Consider the following 17455-nt stretch of genomic DNA (forward strand, 5'->3'; position numbering starts at 1 on the left):
CATGCTTAATCTATAAGCAAAAGTTGTTTTTTCTGCAGAAATCGAAAGGATGTCGGCGAATATGATTAAAAAATGGTTTATTTGTTCAATAAATAAGCATAGTGTTTTGGTCACTAGCAGTGTCCTTCTGTATTCTTTCGAGGCAGGGCGTAATAATAAAGAGCAAGAACTATGAGCGTGAAAAAATTTAATCCCATCCAATCCATCCACGAAGTTGCCACAGCTATGAATTCTACCCAAGACCCAGACGGGCTTCTTGAGCTCATTTTGGATCGTTGCATCCAAATTTGTGGGGTGGAATCTGGGTCCCTCATGCTCATTGATGAAAAACATGCAGTCCTGGATGCAGTCACTTCTCGGGGGATGAACCAACAACTCCTTCGGGAAACCAAACTGAAAATTGGGCAAGGGATTACTGGGGTGGCTGCTTCTACAGGAAAAGCGAAGCTCGTCAATGATGTTTCTAAAGATCCGGACTACATTCAAGTAAAGGAAGAAATCAAATCAGAGTTAGTTGCTCCGATGATTGTGGAAGATGATATTATTGGGGTTATTTCGCTCGACTCCAACAGATTGAATGCGTTTACAGCAGAGATGTTGGAAATTGTAAGTGTCCTTGCTCACCAAGCAGGTCAAATTTTTAAAAACTTACAAACCATTCGTAATTTAGAACAAAGAACTAAAATTCAAGCAACCCTTATTGAAATTTCTAAAGTGGTTAGTTCCACATTAGATCAAAATGAAGTTTTTGATTCCATTATGGTCACAATGGAAAAATCACTTCGTTTAGAGAAGGGAAGTATTGTTTTATTTAAAAAAGAAGAAGGACTACTCAGGATCGTTGCTGCCTCTGGGTTGTCTCCAGAAGAGATTGATAAAGGTAGTTACCAATCTGGTGAAGGAATTACTGGAAAGGTATATGAATCCGGTGAACCTATCATCATTGAATCGGTCGCAAGCCATCCTGATTTTTTAAATCGTGTTGGATATTTGTCTCATTTTAAGCATGATCCACATAACGTAAGTTTACTTTGTGCACCCATTCTCAGTGAACAAACGATGCTTGGTGTTGTAAATGCATTTATCGTTCAAAACAAACACACTGATTTAAAATCTTATTTAGATTTTTTACAAGTGGTTGCTTCCATTATTTCCCAATCGATTAAAATTCAAAACTTGGTGGAAGAGGCTAAAAAAGAAATATCTCGTGAAAATATCCAACTCAAAAGAGAATTAAAAAATAAGTATAAGTTTGGATCTCTCATCGGTAAAGCTGCCAGTATGGAAAAGATGTTTGAAAAAATCCAACTGGTTGCCGATTCCAGAGCATCTGTTTTGATTACGGGTGAATCAGGAACTGGTAAAGAGATGATTGCCAATGCCATTCATTACAATAGTTCTCGTTCTGAAAATCCATTCATCAAAATCAACTGTGCCGCAATTCCTGAAAATTTACTTGAGAGCGAACTTTTTGGTCATAAAAAAGGATCTTTTACGGGTGCGGTGACTGATAAAAAAGGAAAGTTTGAATTAGCAGACACAGGAACCATATTTCTCGATGAAATTGGCGAAATGGATTTAAACTTACAATCTAAATTGTTACGTGTGTTGCAAGAAAGAGAAATCGAAGCGATTGGATCTACCAAAGCAAAAAAAGTAGATGTTAGAATCATTGCGGCAACGAATGCAGAGTTAGAACAATTAGTTGCAGAGAAAAAGTTTAGAGCCGATCTTTTTTATAGATTGAATGTAGTCAAAATCAATACACCAGCATTACGTGATCGTGTTGAGGACATTCCTCTACTCATGAATCACTTTTTGGAAAAATACACAAAAGACAATAATAAAGTGGTAAAAGGGATTTCTAGAGAGGCATCCAAACTTCTATTGAAATACCGTTGGCCAGGTAACGTCCGTGAGTTGGAAAATGTGATCGAAAGAGCCGTTGTTCTTGCTCAAGACGAGATCTTAAGTGAAGAGGATTTTTCTGATATTCTTTCTAGTTTGGAAGATATGCCGGAACATGCAACAGAAGTGACCCAATTGAACCATGTAGAATCCGTGTCTGGTGCTGAACCTCTGGATTTAGGATCGGGTCGATTGACACCGGGACAACTAGATGGCCTTGATGGTCGCGCTATGGAAATAGTTGTGAGCGAAGTGGAATCAAGACTCATCCAATATGCAATGAAAAAGTTCCGTTATACAAAAACCCGAGTCGCAAAGTTTTTGGGAATCAACCGAAACACTTTGGATAAAAAAATCAAAGAACTCAATATCGAATACTAAGTATTGGTTTAGTTGGTTGGTTCTGGAAAATGATTCAAATGGGAAATGGGTCCCGTTTGAATTTCATCTTCTAGTGTTAGGTGAAGGTATTCTTTTGCTGAACCAACTGCTTCTGGGAGATTTTTTCCGTGAGCTAAAAAGGATGTGATGGCGGCGGAATAAGTACAACCTGTGCCATGTGTGTTTTTACCTTTCAAAAATGGTTTTGAATATAGATAAGATGATTCTCCATCAAACAAAACATCTGTGGCTTCCGAAGCATTGGGGAGATGACCGCCTTTTAAAAGAATAGGCACTTTATACTTTTGGAATAATTTCTCAGCCATAGGAACCAGTTGGTCGTATTGGTGGATTTTTTCACCCAGAAGTAATGACGCCTCATCTAGATTAGGTGTGATGAGCTTTGCAAGTGGTATTAGATCTTTGATTAAAGAATTGATGGCGTCGTCTTTCAGTAATTTTGCGCCACTAGTTGCGACCATGACTGGATCCACTACCAGTTGGATGTCTGGGTTTTCATAAAAAAATTCAGCAACTACTTCGATGATTTTGGCAGAGTATAACATTCCGGTTTTTGCAGCTTTGACGGGAAAGTATCCGGAAACTGCTTTTAGTTGTGCGGCTACAAAGTCGGGTGAAATTTCGGAGATACCCGTGACCCCATCAGGATTTTGAGCTGTCAAACAAGTGAAGGTTGTGGTTCCAAAAGTTGCGAGTGAAGAAAAGGTTTTGAGATCGGCTTGAACCCCGGCCCCACCTCCGGAATCGGATCCAGCAACAGTTAAGGTAATTGGAAAATTTTTGATCATACTATGGGAACCATCCGTACTTGTCAAAATTCAATGTATCATCGTTTAGATCAAAGGAAACACCTTCTGATTGTAGGATTTTTTTCTGAAGGTCGGCACGGAAAATATCTCCACGAAAAGAAATTTTCCCTTGGGCATTGATGACTCTTTGCCAAGGAATCTTTTGTTCCATTTCTTTTTTGAGTGCGTTTAGTGCATAACCGACGGCCCTTGCCGCTCTTGGATTTCCTAGAAGTAAAGCGATATGTCCATAGGTAGTGACTTTACCCTTGGGGATTTTTTTTACGACAACATACACGGAATCATAAAAATTCTTACTTTTAGTTTTAGGACTCTTCATTGAATTTGGATTTATATTCTAATTTTAATTTTTTTTTTGTAAATCCCTTTTCAGAACCGAATCGAAATGAAAATTTCCGAATACGCAAAACATTTGTTACTCGCTCCAAATTTGGAAGATAAACTATTACCTCCCAGTAGGCGTTGGGATGAGGAAACCGATGTTATGCCCATACGAATAGAATCACCTGGCCGTTCTCCCAAACTCCAGTTTTCGGATAAAAAGGTAAAAATCCCTCGTTTGGAACATCTAAATTTAGTATCCAATCGTGGGCTGAGCCTTCATCATTTTGCAAATCATGAGCTAATGGCGATCGAGTTATTTGCTTGGGCTCTTTTGGCTTTTCCATCAGCACCCAAATCGGTTCGGAATGGTTTTTTAAAAACGATCGAAGAAGAACAAACTCACTTAAAACTCTATTTAGATCGAATGAGAGAGTTCGGAGTTAATTTTGGTGACCTTCCATTGAATTATATTTTTTGGAAACAACTCGGTCAATTTGGCACTTTGGAATCTTTTGCAGCAGTAATGTCCGTTTCTTTTGAAGGAGCCAATTTAGATTATGCTCAAGTTTATGCACAAGTTTTTTCTTACTTCGGTGATGATCTAACTTCCGAAATCATGCTCACAATTTTTGAAGATGAAATCAAACATGTGAAAAGAGGACTTCGTGCTTTCGAACATTCTGTTCCAGAAAATAAAAATCATTGGGAACATTATCTTTCTCTGATTCAATTTCCATTTACTCCTAGAAGAGCTAAGGGTTATTTATATTTACCGGAAACAAGAGCACTTGCGGGTATGAACCCTGAGTTCATTTTGTCTCTTGGAAGTTATGAAGATGAATATACTGGTAGGGTCAACCTCGAATCTGTAAAAAAATTCGGATTAGGAGAGACCATCCTTCGTAAAAACAGACTTGATTCTAAGTTGCCTAGTCCTTAGGATTTCCAGCGGAAGGTAATTATGAAATTGAGAATGGTATTGAGTTTATTATTATTTTTTTCTGCACTCGGAGTAGTACTGAATGCTGAAAAAAAAGTCAAAGCTAATACGGAAATGAATCTTCATGACTTCATGGAAGACTTTACCAAACCAGCAACCAAGTTGTATGATAAAAAAGACAATGCAGATTATCTGAATAAAATCTTAGAAAAGGTTCCAGACATGGCACCGGATGATCAAAAAGCAGAATGGAAAGAGATTATCGATGCAAAACTTGCAGTGGGAAAACCAGATGAAACTTGTAAGTCATGCCATACAAAATTCAAAAAAGAATACAAAGCCAAATTTAGAAAAAAATTAATTGTGATCCCTGAAGAACTTCTCAGTTTTCCAAAAGAAATCAAAGAGCTACTAAAAAAATAAATATATTTCCGCTCTTTCGGGAGCGGATCTCCATGAAAAAAATCGTTTATTTAAAATTCGCAACACTCGTTTGGTTTTTGATTTTTAGTTTTTCCGTTTTGAATGCTGAAGAAACAAAACCAACAACCGTGGAACCTTCCGTTCCAGTCGTTCAACCAGTGCAAACAAACCCACTTCCCGCCAGTTTGAAGTTTGGTGCCTTTGTTGATACCTATTATTCGCATAATAACAATCATCCGATATCGAAAGAACGCCAATACACGACACAAGCAGTCCGTAATGATGAATTTAACATCAACATGGGATTTGTGGATGCTAAATGGCAAGAGGAAAAGGTGAGGGGTCGAATTGCTTTGCAATTTGGAACTTCGGTAAACACGAATTATGCGCCAGAAGCCAATAAAGATGTAAGTTCCAATCAAAACTCTGTGAAACATATCCAAGAAGCCTATGTCGGTGTAAAAATCGCCAAAGATACTTGGATAGATGCTGGAATTTATTTTGGTCATATAGGACACGAATCTTGGATATCCTCAGACAATTGGAATTATACCCGGGCGCTAGCACTAGATTTTGTTCCATATTATGCATCTGGAGTCAGGCTTACGACAAAGTTCACTGATAAATTCCAATTTCAATTCCATGTTATGAATGGTTGGCAAAATATTACCGACCAAAACAAAGATAAATCTCTAGGAACTCAGTTTAAATTTTTTCTAACACCTAATTTTACAATTATCGCAAATCAATTTGCAGGTAATGAAGCTCCTGATTTTGAACGCAAACAAACAAGATTTTATAATAATACAATTCTCGAGTGGAAGGCATTAGATTGGTTGTCCTTTGCTGCTTCCGGTGATGTCGGGGCACAAAAGGCGAAAGAATCGTTTCAATATGAACCATGGTGGAAGGAAGTCAATCCCACACTTGGAATTTACACCAATAGAGAATCCAATGTTTATAATCAGTGGTACCATGGAACTTTTTGGGTCAGTTTTCGGTATGAGGATTTATACCGTTTGAGTTTGCGTGCGGAACGATTTTATGATCCAAAACAAGTGATGGCAACAACATATACTCGAAATGGATTTTTAACCAATGGTTATACAGTTACTTTTGATTTTTTAGAGTGGAATCCTGGACTCATTCGTTTTGAATTCATTCAAAGAGAATCAATGGATCCGGTATTCGAAACCGATAAAAATAAACACACTCGTGTAGAGCGGTTGTTTGTCGCAGCAGCCTCAGTTCGATATTAAATAAAAAAGCCCACGATAGAAGTGTATTCTTTCTAATCGTGGGCAAGTTATAGGAGAAACGAATTAATTTATCTAGATTTCTTCTTTGGCTTTTTTTCCTTCTTTAGCGATGAAACCGGAATTTCTTCTTCATATTCAGATATTCCAAAGGATTCAGGCTCTGCATTTTTATCACGTGGATCTTCTTTCCTTCCGCTCATGACTAGGATATAAAGACTTGGCATAACCGTTAATACTAGGAATAACGCAGAAGCAAGACCTCCTACCATTACCGTTGCTAGCGGTCTTTGAACGTCAGAACCAACCCCACTCGCCATTGTTGCAGGAATGAGTCCAAGCATCGCAAGTAACATAGTCATCAGTCGCGGACGAAGTTGTGTGACGGCTGAATTTATGGAAGCTTCTCTGATTGTCATCCGTGGATGATCTCTTAACAAATGATTGGCTTTTGAAACAAACAGAATCCCTGCCATTGTCGCAATACCGAAGAGTGAAATGAATCCTACACCGGCAGATACGTTGAAGTAGTAACCACGGGCAAGTAATGCATAAATTCCACCAATCAAAGATAAGGGGATACAAGACAATGCAACCACAACAGATCTTAAGTCCCGATAGAGTAAAAACAGCAATCCGAAGATGATACCAATCGTAATCGGAATCACGATTGCTAACCGTTTCGCAACCCGTGCTAAGTTCTCGTACTGTCCGCCGTATTTTACATAATAACCTTCTGGAATTTTAACTTCTTTGGAAACTCGCTCACGAAGTTCATTTACGAAACCTCCCTGATCCCTTCCTCGAACGTTAAGTCGAACAGTCATCGTTCGTTTTCCATCCTGGCGGAAGATCATAGTAGGTGAGTCTTCTTGGGTTATGTCGGCCAACTGTGATAAAGGAATCCGTTCTCCTCGTGGAGAAATGATCGGAATACTTTGGATTCCTTTTAGAGATTGACGATAGTCTTGTGAAAAACGAATCGCTATACCAAAAATGGCACGGTCTTTTGGTGGAGTATCCATTGGTCCTTCGTAGAGATAACTGATCGGCTCCATCCCCACTGCGGCTTCAATAACGTTCTGAATATCAACAACATTGATTCCATACCGGGCCGCTTCTTCCCTTTTGATACGAATGACAAGCTGAGGTGCTGGAGCTTCTTGTTCGATTCCATACTCACTGGCACCTTTCATCGTCTGGATGATTTCAAGAATCTCTAATGAGATTTCTCGCATGACATGTAAATCCTGACCGGAAACAAATACCGCTAAATCGGCGATGGTTCCCATGATTGCTTCGGACAAATTGTCCATAATGGGCTGAGAAAAACTGACCCTAACTCCCGGAAGACCTTCTTCTAAATGGTCTCGCATTCGCAAAAGCAATTGTTCTTTTGTGATTTTTTCCTTCCATTTGTTATAGTCTTTTAAACCAACATAAACTTCCAATCGGTTAGGTGGGAGTGGATCTGTTCCATCATCATTTCTTCCGTATTGAGAAAGAATTGTACTTACTTGTTCGTTGCTGTAGATGATTTCTCTAACTTTTGGAACAAACTTTTTTGCTTCCGGCAAGGAAATTCCAACCGGGAAGTAGAGTCTTAAGGTAAATCCTCCTTCATCTAAGGAAGGTAGGAATTCTGTTCCAATCGCCATCACACCAACAACAAGTAGACCTCCTACAGTTGAAAATGCAATGGTTACCACTTTTTTAGAACGTTCTACTAAATAGTGAACAATAGCTTCGTATTTATGCTCTACCCAATGATAAACAGGATTGTGCCATTCAATTGGACCAGGGTTCTTTGATTCAAAATACTTTCTGTATAAGAAAGACATAAGAACTGGAACTACTGTCATCGTGAACAACATCGCACCTAAGATGGCAAAGGAAATCGTAAATGCCATTGGTTTGAAGAGACGACCTTCGATTCTTTCAAATGAAAAAATTGGTAAGTATGCAAGAACGATGATTAAAATCGCAAAAAGAATTTCCGTTCCAACTTCTGTTGCACATTCGTATGTAAAACGAATGATCCCTTTCTCTTTTTCGACAGGGGTTGCATCCCTATATCGGCGCATGATATTTTCTACCATAACCACGGTACTATCTACGACGATTCCGAAGTCAACGGCACCGAGCGAAAGTAAACTCGCAGAAATACCTGAAGTATTCATCATGGTGAATGAAAAGAGGAGGGCAAACGGGATTGTCGCTACAACAACAACAGATGATTTGATACTTCCGATAAAGAAAATTACCACCAAACTAACAACGCATATCCCTTCGAGTAAGGTTGTTCCTACTGTTCTAAGAGTGTAATTAACTAGATCACTTCTGTCATAGGTATTCCGAATCTTCGTACCTTCTGGCATATAGTCTTGGTTAATTTCTTCAACTTTTTCACGAACCCTCTCACCGAAAGCGTTTGGTTCGACCCATCTTCTCATTGCCACTAGTCCTTGGACAGCTGAGTCAACATCGATGAGTCCTTCTTGGTCGTTTTGTATTGTATAACCTAGAATACCACTGGGAATTGGGTGAGAGATTTCTACGGTTCCCAAATCTCTCACAAACACAGGCACCCCATTCACTGTCTTCACAACAATGTTTTCTATATGAGATGGCTCTCTGATCGCACCCAAGGAACGAATTGGAAGTGCTTGTTCCCCTTGTAAAAGAAAGTTACCACCAGTATTCAAGTTGTTGTTTTGAATTGCTTCTATGACTTCAGAAACAGTAACTTTAAAACGAATCAGTTTGTCCGGAGTGGTGACTAAGTGAAATTGTTTTGGTAGTCCCCCAAAGGTGATCACATCAGCAATTCCTGTGATTTGCAACATTCGTGGAACAACAATCCAATCTTGGATGGTTCTCAGTTCCATTGGAGTATGGGTTCCTGTTGTTGATTCTACCACATAACGATACACTTCACCGACAGGAGAACTCATCGGCGCTAGAGTTGGTGTCACTTCGGCAGGAATGTTCGCATTCCTAACTCTCTCCATAAGCCTCATACGTGCAAAATAATCGTCAGTTCCTTCTTCAAATACGAATTGGAATACCACTAGGCCGTTGATAGTTCTGGATCTTCTTACGATTAGATTGGGAGTCGCATGTAACTCCCGTTCAATGGGCATGGTTACCCTTTCTTCTACTTCTAAAGTTGCTTTTCCTGGGAATTTTGCAACAATCCGTACTTGTGTGTCAGCAATATCAGAATATGCTTCTTTACGAATATCAATCCAAGACCAGATTCCAAGAAGTAAAGCGACTCCTGCGGCAACTAGGGTGAGAATCCTGTTTTTTAAAGCAGTTTCAATTATATTGTTTATAATTTTCATTAATAAGACCTCGTATTAAACAGGTAACCCATTTGGAAAAGCAGTTGGTAGTTTTGGAAATCTCCAGAACCAATTCCCGCACCCATCTGTAAGTAAAAATTAGAAAACAACATATCGTAAGTGAGACCAACATATTGTTGTCTGAAGTGAACTCGTCTGTTGTTTCTACTTTCGTAGTCGAGATAAAGAGCTAAATCAGGGTTAGCTTCTGCAACCGCAGATCGGATCATCATATCCGTTTCTGAAATATTAGCATTTTGGTAACCTGGTATGTTTACACCTGTCTTATAATTATACTGACCACCGTGTCCGAGATCGGAACCTATATTGTAAGGATCAGTTCCAAATTTACCAAATACAACGGAGATACTGTGAGCAAGTACTGGAGTTTTCCAAAAGCTGTAACCCACGTCAACTTGTTGGCCCCAGAGTCCTTCTCTCCAGCGACTACCTGAGACTCTAAATACCACATCTTTGTAATAATATCCAAGATTGAAGTTAAGGCTACCTGGAGTTCCGATTGTGGCACCATATACCCAAAAGTTTGTAACTTTCGGCTCTGGTTTTAGCTTTAAAATTTCACTGTATTCGTAAGAATCTTCATCGTTTCCGATGCTTGATTTTTTATCCGCACGAGGAGACCATTCAGGGACAGGTTCTTTTTTTTCTTCCTTTTCATCTGGTTCCGCCGACAAAGCAGAAACAAATGCAATAGAAAGACATAATAATATTAGAATTAAGTTATGTTTCATTATTAAAACCCAAAACTTAATCCCTTCAGAAGGATCGAACCTTCTACGACAACCTTATCGTTTGCAGTGATTCCTTCTAAAATATTCACTCTATCTTTGTCTGAAATTCCTAAAACTACTTCCGTTCGAGTAAAGTTGTTTGCTGTTTGTTCTACAAAAACATAATGATGACCTTCTACTGTAACGATTGAGGTAAATGGTAAAACCAAAGAGCCATTTTTAGTTTCTTCCGGAAATTGAACCACACCATACATACCTGGTTTTAGTTTGTTATCTTTGTTTAAGATAGCAATCCTAACCTTGACAGTACGAGTCATTGGATCCACGTTATCTCCAATAGCCTCAGCGATTCCTTCCCAAACTTCATTGGGGAAGGAATTGAAGATGATTCTAACTTTTTTACCTTTCTTTAAGGTTTTCAATTGTGATTCCGCAACGTCGGAAATGATCCAAGCTCTGTGACTTCCTGCATTTCCTAATTCATTTGGATTCAAACCGATGGCTCTAAGTTTTCCTTCGAATTCTCCAAGCTCTGCAGCATCATTGCGAAGTTCGGTTTCTGCTTCAAAAACATCTTTGTCAGTGGCAACTCTATGTTTGAACATATCCTCGATACGATTCAAAGCTTTTCTGGAACGACTGAGTTTGTTTTTGGAATATTGATAACTCATGTAAGTTTCGTTAAGTTCCGCTGATTCAAAGAGGATGACTTTGATTCCGCTTGAAACAGAAGGAGTCGAGGAGGCAATCAATCTTGCTGGTGCAGTGATATTGACAAAGTCTCCGTTACCTTCGTTAACATAAACGGATTTGATCAGTTTTAAACCGCTACTACCTGCTGGTAATTCAATCCGCAGTCCTTTGTCGTGTATGATCGGGCGTTTTGGCGCCTGTGGTTTAGGTTTGGACGCTTTGTTTAAAGCCCAGACAGTTAATGAAAAAATAACGACTATGATGGCCGCTCCTGCAAGCGTATTTGTCAATTTTGGTAATCTAATTGCTTTCATAACTATTCTCCTTGATTATTATTTCCATTTTCTAACCGGGGGACTAACAATCCGAAACCGGTGGTGTAATTGATTTCTTCAAAAGATTCCATTCTGTCTGTTTGTAGTCGTAGTATTTCGACAACACTAGAACGATATGTTTCAAAAAAGTCTGCGAACTCAATGATACCGATGTATCTTCTTTCGTAACTTGAAACCACATCTAAGGAAAGACTATGATAGTCTTTGACGTAAGTGTTCATAAATTTTCGATAAAGATCGTCTTTAACTTTTGCAGATCTATGTGCGACGGAGATTTCATTCTCCATCTCAAGAATTTTATTTCTGATTTCTTGTTTGCGGACGAGGATTGCTTTTTGAGAAGCCTCGATATTTCCTTGGTTCCTGTTGAAGATAGGAACTTCTAAGTTTGCTGTAATAGACCATTCCGATTTGAATCCCGTTCCGTTCCTATCGTATTTCGGACCAAGTGATAAGTTGGGAATTGCATTTGCATATTGGAGTTCTAAATTTGCTTCTTCGTATTTTAAGTTTTGAATGGCAATTTTTAAATCTGGTCTATTTTCTCTAGCTTTATCTAACAGGTCGTTCAACTGCAGTTTGCTTGGATTCAGCCTTTCTAGGGTTGTTTCCTGTAAGTCTGGTAAAATAGAGATGTTTGCATCTCGCATACTATCATCATTCAGTAATACACGTAGATCCGCTTCTTTTTCGAAAATTTTGATTCGAAGGTCTTCTCTTTCTTTTTTTAAGAAGAAGAGTAGCGCTTTGAGTCGTAAAAGTTCAGCAAGTAGGATGGCTCTTCTTTCGTAAGCCTTCTCTCCAGAAACAACGGTTCTCTCTAATGTGGAGATACTTTTATCATAAAACGACATAGCTTGGTGGAGATAAAAAGTTGAGTAGAGTGTTCTACGTAATTTAGTGTGAAGACCTCGAGCAATATCATAAAACTCTTGTTCCGTGATCTTTGCGTCAAGTTCCGCAACTTTTACTCTTTTGCCGATTTTATCACCGAGTAAAAACAATTGTTGGACTTGGTAGACTGTTTGACCTGCTCTAGTCGCATCAAACCAACTTCGTTGGGATTCCGCATACGCCACTTGGTCAATCCCTATCGTAGGGTTTGCGTAGAGTCCTGCTTGTAAAACCCCAGCCTTTTTCACATCCACCTGAAACTTAGCTGCGAGTAAGAGTAAATTATTTTTCCAAAACAATTCCTCTGCTTTGCCTAAGTCCAAATGAACTTCGTTTTTATCTTTTTTTGAAACGGGTTCTGCAACCGCAGGTTCGGGTGAATTAGGATTCCAGTCCGTTTCGGAAAAGAGAAGTTGAAATGGCACAATCCATAGAAGGAGGACTAAATATTTTTTTCTCATGAACATACCGACCGATGTATTTTTATATATTTGCGTTTACACATAGGGTTTCCTTCTTGAAGCAACTCGAGAATACAGGTTTTTTCTCGTAGCGATCATCGGAATCAGGACCAATCGATAGTTCATAGGTCGTCCTTACGTATAGTATTAGCTTGAAAGTATATGTGCATAAACGAAATCCTCCAGTTTTCTCGGCGCTAAATCAATATATGGGCATAACTCGAACGGTGATTGATCCGTTTGTATGTCAGTTATGCTCTGACTAAGATTTAAACTATAGGGGGAGGGAGATTGAGAAGGAGTTCGGAAAGTAAAAAACGATTAGCATCATCATCTTTGAAATGATAGAAAAGCCCAATGAAAGAATTTTCAATGGCGGTTCCTAAGTTTACCTCAACGATTAGGTCAAGGTAATCGCATCGACTACGAAGCAAAGTCGCAGAATCATCAATAGAATGAATTTCTGGTTCACTTATATCTGAGCGAGTGTTTGTTGAAAGTGTAGAATAATCGTTATTTGCGAATAGTTCGAACGTAACAGAGTCTAGAGACCCGTCCTCCTGTGTAGGGAGAAGGATCATACTTGCCAATAGGAAAGCGAGTAGCCTTTTACCGTTCAACCAATTCATTAATTTACCAGCAAATTGTAATTCGCTCTCCTATCAATTCTAAAAATCAAGTACTGTCAACACTACTAGGATTTAGAATGAAAATATTGGACGGATTTTCTAAAAAAAAGACTGCCCAGAGTCAGGAATTCCCTGGAACAGTCGTGAATTAGTCTTTGGCAAATGAGAAACAAATCATAGGAAATGTTAAGAATATAAAAACATCCTGTGTCCCTCACGGGACACAGGTTTAAGCGGTAGAGAGGAGTTAAACGGGTGGAGGTAGGCTCAGGTATCGAGTGGCAAGAAGCCCTGAAATGAAAGATGGACGGAGGTTTTTGTTGTGTGTTAAGAGAAATATTGTCAGTGAAGACTGACCTTTCCCACCCCATGTGAGTACATCTTCTAAGTCTTTTGTACCTGAACTTTCTTCAGAAGTAGATTTGTTGATCGAAACGGAGAGAGCACCTGACAGTTGGCTCTTTCCTGTGACTCGACTAGATTTGGCTCCGCGAGTCCGAACCAGTACATTTTCTTCTGAAAGAAAAGCGCTGCCCAAGGAGATTGTGAGTAGGGAAATCCCAAATATTTTGATCACGTTCCTGAGCATAATTACAGTATAGACGGCATCTGATTAAAATCTAGCATTTTTTTGGGGAGTGCCTATAAATTAGGCAGATCGACCCGAATGGTCGGAAAGATCTGCCTGTGCCTGGAATTAGAGCACTTTGCCGGGGTTGAGAATCCCTTTCGGGTCAAAAGCCAGTTTGATGGCTCGCATCGTATCAATTTCCGATTGGGAGCGGGAAAAGTTCAAATAGTCCTTCTTCAAAAGCCCAATTCCATGCTCTGCAGAAATCGAACCTTTGAATTTTTGGATGAGAGTAAACATTTCTGGATCCACTTGTTTGCACTGAGTGAAGAATTCCGCGTCCGTTAGATCCTTTGGTTTCACAATGTTTAGATGGAGGTTTCCGTCACCAATATGTCCAAAAAGGGCAATATGAAATCCTTGGTATTTCTTTGTGAGTAGAGTTGTCATCTCATCTAGGAATGCTTCCATGTTACGAAGTGGTAGTGAGATATCATTTTTGTGAACCGTATAAGCAAGAGACAGTGATTCAGAAATCCCTTCTCTATACTTCCAGAAAGTTTCGTTTTGACGAGAGTTCTGGGCAATGGAACCGTCCGTGATGAGTTCTTTCTCTGTGATAGATTCTATGATGGTGTAAAGTTTTTCTTCATCCGTTTCACTGTTCACTTCGAATTCCATTAGCACATAGTATTTGCTAGGCGCTGGAAATGGATCAGGTACTCCTAGATGTTCTTTGACTTTGTCTAAACAGTAGTCTGTCAAAAACTCGAATGCAAGGAGAGGTAAGTCGAAGTTATGTGTTTCTCTGAAAATTTCTAAAATGTTTTTGTATTCGGATACGGCTAGGAATATAACGCGAATGTCTTTCGGAGGTTTTGTGAGTTTGACAACTGCTTCTGTGATGATTCCCAGTGTTCCTTCTGAACCAATAAACAAGTGTTTGAGATCATAACCCGTATTATTCTTTAAAATTTCTCCATTGAATCGGTAAGTTTCTCCTTTGCCGTTCACAACAGTGAGGCCAAGAACCCAATCCCGAATGAGTCCATAATGAACTACGCGTACACCTCCAGCATTGGTCGCAATGTTCCCTCCAATATGGCTGGATCCAGTTGCGGCAAAATCTACTGGAAAATAAAACCCACGTTCTTCGGCTTCTTTGTGTAAGTTTTTGGTAATCATTCCAGCTTGTACGTGTAAGGTGCCAAGGAAAGGATCAAAATCAACAACTTGGTTCATTTTGGAAAGTGAAATGACAATCTCGCCATTTTTGGCAACTGCTCCACCTGCATAACCGGTTCGTCCCCCAGAAGGAACGATAGCAATTTCATTTTTGTAAGCATAGGAAACTACTGCGGCCACATCTTCTGTGTTTTCCGGAAAAACTAAAACTTGATAATTAGGTGGATAAACTTTGGTTCTATCAGTTCCATAAGAATTGAATAGGGCTTCGTCCATAGTTCCGTCATTTTTTTGAATGACTTTTTTTTCACCAATGAGTTGGCTTAAGTCAGCTTTTGTTTTTGTAAAATCCATTGTGTCCTTTAAATATCCACCATATCAATTTGAGAGTTAACAGCTGGGTCATCGTCCCCAGGTGTCAAACGAGTATAAGATCCATCTGATTCTAAAACTCTGGCTTGAGTGTTATCGCGAAGCAAAAGTTCTAAAATTTTACCGATTCTTTTTTTATGTTTATCCTGTAGAATAGGGAACATAACTTCGATTCGGCGAAGGAAGTTCCTTGGCATACAGTCTGCAGAAGCCAGATACACTTCAGGTTTTCCGCCATTTTCAAAGCTATAAATTCTCGAGTGTTCTAGGTATCTTCCTACGATGGAACGAACATTGATACGGTCAGAAACCCCTGGAATTCCGGGCCTTAAACAACAAATTCCTCGAATGATTAGATCAACTTTTACACCTGCTTGTGATGCTTCATAGAGTTTTAAAATGATATCCGGGTCAACGAGTGAATTCATTTTAAATATGACACGTGCTTGTTTTCCATTCTTAGCATTGTCTGTTTCTCTTTGGATGAGATGGAGAAACTCTTCTTTTAGGAAGGTGGGAGCCGCATAGATTTTGGAAAGTCTTGGCATCTTTCCTGAGCTTGTGATTGTATTAAAAAGAATCGCCACATCTTCCGTAATCTCTGGATTAGCCGTGAATAAACTTAGGTCTGTATAAAATCTGGCAGTGGTCGAATTATAGTTTCCTGTTCCTAAATGGACATAACGATTGAGTTTGTCATCTTCTCTGCGTACAATCAGTAACATCTTACAGTGAATTTTCAGTCCTACCACACCGTAAACAACATGAACTCCACTATCTTCTAACTTTTTTGCCCAACGGATATTCCTTTCTTCATCAAACCTTGCTTTGAGTTCTACAAGAACGGTTACCTGTTTCCCGTTTTCTGCCGCTTCTCCTAAGTATTGGATGATGGGTGAGTCTCCCGAAGTTCTGTACAAAGTCATTTTGATGGCGAGAACCTTTGGGTCTTGACTTGCAATTTTTAACATGTCTTCGATGGACTTAAAACTTTCGTACGGATGATGGAGGAGGTGATCGTTTTTTCGAATTTCAGAAAAGATGGATTCACTTTTTTTAGCAGCAAATCCAGATTTGGGAACAGGATAAGAATATTTTAAGTGGCTAGTTTTTTCCAATCCTTGGAAAAACATCATGTCATTTAAACTAAGTAAGGTAGGAATTTCCATTACCTGGTATTCTTCTAGTTCTAATAGCCCTTGTAATAGTTCTTTGATATGTCCCGCACCGGAATGAACATCCAAACGAACAGCATCTCCCCACATTCTATTTTTTAGTTCGTTTTTCATTGTGGCGAGAAGATCACCAATGTTTTGTTCTTCGTTGATGGAAATGTCGGCATCACGAACAATTTTAAATGTGTGGATTTGTTTCACATTCATTCCAAAGAAAAGGTCACCTAAATGGAGTTTAATGATTTCTTCTAATGGAAAATACCTTCTGACATCTGTTTCTTTATTTGGAGGTAATTGCAAAAAACGAGGGAGTACACTTGGTACTTGAACGATGGCAAAAAGTTCTTTTGCTTTGTTTTTATCATCATCGGAATACAATGTGATGCCCAAATTCAAAGTTCTGTTGAGAATGTGAGGGAATGGATGTGATGGATCGATGGCAAGTGGGGTGAGAATGGAAGATACTTCTCTTTTATAATAATTTTTTACAAACTGGATGTCATCACCGGCAAGTTCACTTGGGTCTTGGACCACAACAATTTTGTTTGTTTTGAGTTCAATGAGGATCTCGTCTAAGGATTCATATTGTCTTTTAACAAATTGACCTACTTTGGAATAAAGTTCCGCGACAGTTTCGGAAGTGCGTTTGCCGTTGAGGCTTCGTTCTTCGATTCCTGCATTTTTTAAATTGAGTAGGCCCGCGACACGAACCATAAAAAACTCATCCAAATTGGATTCAGTGATACAAAGAAATTTTAGACGTTCGAGAAGGGGGTTCTCCTTATCAAAGGATTCTTCCAAAACGCGGTGGTTGAAGTCGACCCAGGAAAGTTCACGGTCGAAGAAGATATTTTGGTTCCCCAGTTCAATTTTTTCTGTAGGACTAGCAGTCATAATTCTAGGATTTGGGAAGGAAAAAATTCTGTAAATTCCTAATCCTTTTGTAGAAATCGACGACATTAGATTCAGAGGGATTTAG

Annotated in this window: 14 protein-coding genes; 4 read left to right on the forward strand and 10 right to left on the reverse strand. The window is 39.1% G+C overall.

Translation table 11 applies throughout. The annotated features are described in order from the left end of the window. The first annotated feature begins 171 nt into the window (after positions 1-171). Positions 172-2289 carry a sigma-54-dependent Fis family transcriptional regulator gene (locus tag EHQ70_RS10905; protein WP_425270030.1) on the forward strand — a complete coding sequence of 706 codons (2118 nt, stop codon included), beginning with the start codon at positions 172-174 and terminating at the stop codon, positions 2287-2289. Positions 2290-2297: 8 nt separating this feature from the next. On the opposite strand, the gene thiD is transcribed toward EHQ70_RS10905, so the two are convergent. Both thiD and EHQ70_RS10915 read right to left on the reverse strand, forming a co-directional pair. Next, positions 2298-3098, reverse strand: a complete 801-nt coding sequence (gene thiD, locus EHQ70_RS10910) for a bifunctional hydroxymethylpyrimidine kinase/phosphomethylpyrimidine kinase (protein WP_135586315.1) — start codon at positions 3096-3098, stop codon at positions 2298-2300. Between the two features lies 1 nt (position 3099). After that, on the reverse strand, positions 3100-3438 hold the full coding sequence (locus EHQ70_RS10915) for an MGMT family protein (protein WP_135586317.1): 339 nt from the start codon (positions 3436-3438) through the stop codon (positions 3100-3102). 66 nt (positions 3439-3504) lie between these two features. Here EHQ70_RS10915 and EHQ70_RS10920 point away from each other — a divergent pair, with 66 nt between their 5' ends. Genes EHQ70_RS10920 through EHQ70_RS10930 form a run of 3 tightly spaced genes read left to right on the forward strand, consistent with a single transcriptional unit; the run spans position 3505 to position 6065 of the window. After that, positions 3505-4383 (forward strand): DUF455 family protein, encoded by an 879-nt coding sequence (locus tag EHQ70_RS10920; protein WP_135586320.1) that lies wholly within the window; start codon positions 3505-3507, stop codon positions 4381-4383. 21 nt (positions 4384-4404) lie between these two features. Continuing rightward, the gene (locus EHQ70_RS10925) at positions 4405-4806 is read left to right on the forward strand and encodes a hypothetical protein (RefSeq protein ID WP_135586322.1); all 402 of its coding nucleotides are present in this window, start codon (positions 4405-4407) and stop codon (positions 4804-4806) included. Between the two features lie 32 nt (positions 4807-4838). Further along, complete coding sequence (locus tag EHQ70_RS10930) at positions 4839-6065, forward strand: porin (protein WP_135586324.1); 1227 nt, start codon at positions 4839-4841, stop codon at positions 6063-6065. Positions 6066-6133: 68 nt separating this feature from the next. Here EHQ70_RS10930 and EHQ70_RS10935 read toward each other — a convergent pair whose 3' ends face one another. The 8 genes from EHQ70_RS10935 to ppk1 form a co-directional block, all read right to left on the reverse strand. After that, positions 6134-9409 carry an efflux RND transporter permease subunit gene (locus EHQ70_RS10935; protein ID WP_135586326.1) on the reverse strand — a complete coding sequence of 1092 codons (3276 nt, stop codon included), beginning with the start codon at positions 9407-9409 and terminating at the stop codon, positions 6134-6136. Further along, entirely contained in the window at positions 9409-10161 is a 753-nt protein-coding gene (locus tag EHQ70_RS10940; RefSeq protein ID WP_135586328.1) for a hypothetical protein, read from the reverse strand. Before EHQ70_RS10940 ends, EHQ70_RS10935 begins: the two co-directional genes overlap by 1 nt. 2 nt (positions 10162-10163) lie before the next feature. Beyond that, on the reverse strand, positions 10164-11168 hold the full coding sequence (locus EHQ70_RS10945; RefSeq protein ID WP_135586330.1) for an efflux RND transporter periplasmic adaptor subunit: 1005 nt from the start codon (positions 11166-11168) through the stop codon (positions 10164-10166). A 2-nt stretch (positions 11169-11170) separates the two neighbouring features. Then, entirely contained in the window at positions 11171-12544 is a 1374-nt protein-coding gene (locus EHQ70_RS10950) for a TolC family protein (protein ID WP_135586332.1), read from the reverse strand. Between the two features lie 269 nt (positions 12545-12813). Beyond that, positions 12814-13173 (reverse strand): hypothetical protein, encoded by a 360-nt coding sequence (locus tag EHQ70_RS10955; protein WP_135586334.1) that lies wholly within the window; start codon positions 13171-13173, stop codon positions 12814-12816. A 247-nt stretch (positions 13174-13420) separates the two neighbouring features. After that, positions 13421-13750 (reverse strand): hypothetical protein, encoded by a 330-nt coding sequence (locus EHQ70_RS10960; RefSeq protein WP_135586336.1) that lies wholly within the window; start codon positions 13748-13750, stop codon positions 13421-13423. A gap of 120 nt (positions 13751-13870) precedes the next feature. Further along, the gene (locus EHQ70_RS10965; RefSeq protein ID WP_135586338.1) at positions 13871-15283 is read right to left on the reverse strand and encodes an FAD-binding oxidoreductase; all 1413 of its coding nucleotides are present in this window, start codon (positions 15281-15283) and stop codon (positions 13871-13873) included. A gap of 8 nt (positions 15284-15291) precedes the next feature. Further along, the gene (gene ppk1, locus EHQ70_RS10970; protein ID WP_135586340.1) at positions 15292-17436 is read right to left on the reverse strand and encodes a polyphosphate kinase 1; all 2145 of its coding nucleotides are present in this window, start codon (positions 17434-17436) and stop codon (positions 15292-15294) included. Positions 17437-17455 lie beyond the last annotated feature (19 nt).

The organism is Leptospira congkakensis (genome assembly GCF_004770265.1).
In the GTDB taxonomy this organism is placed as follows: domain Bacteria; phylum Spirochaetota; class Leptospiria; order Leptospirales; family Leptospiraceae; genus Leptospira_A; species Leptospira_A congkakensis.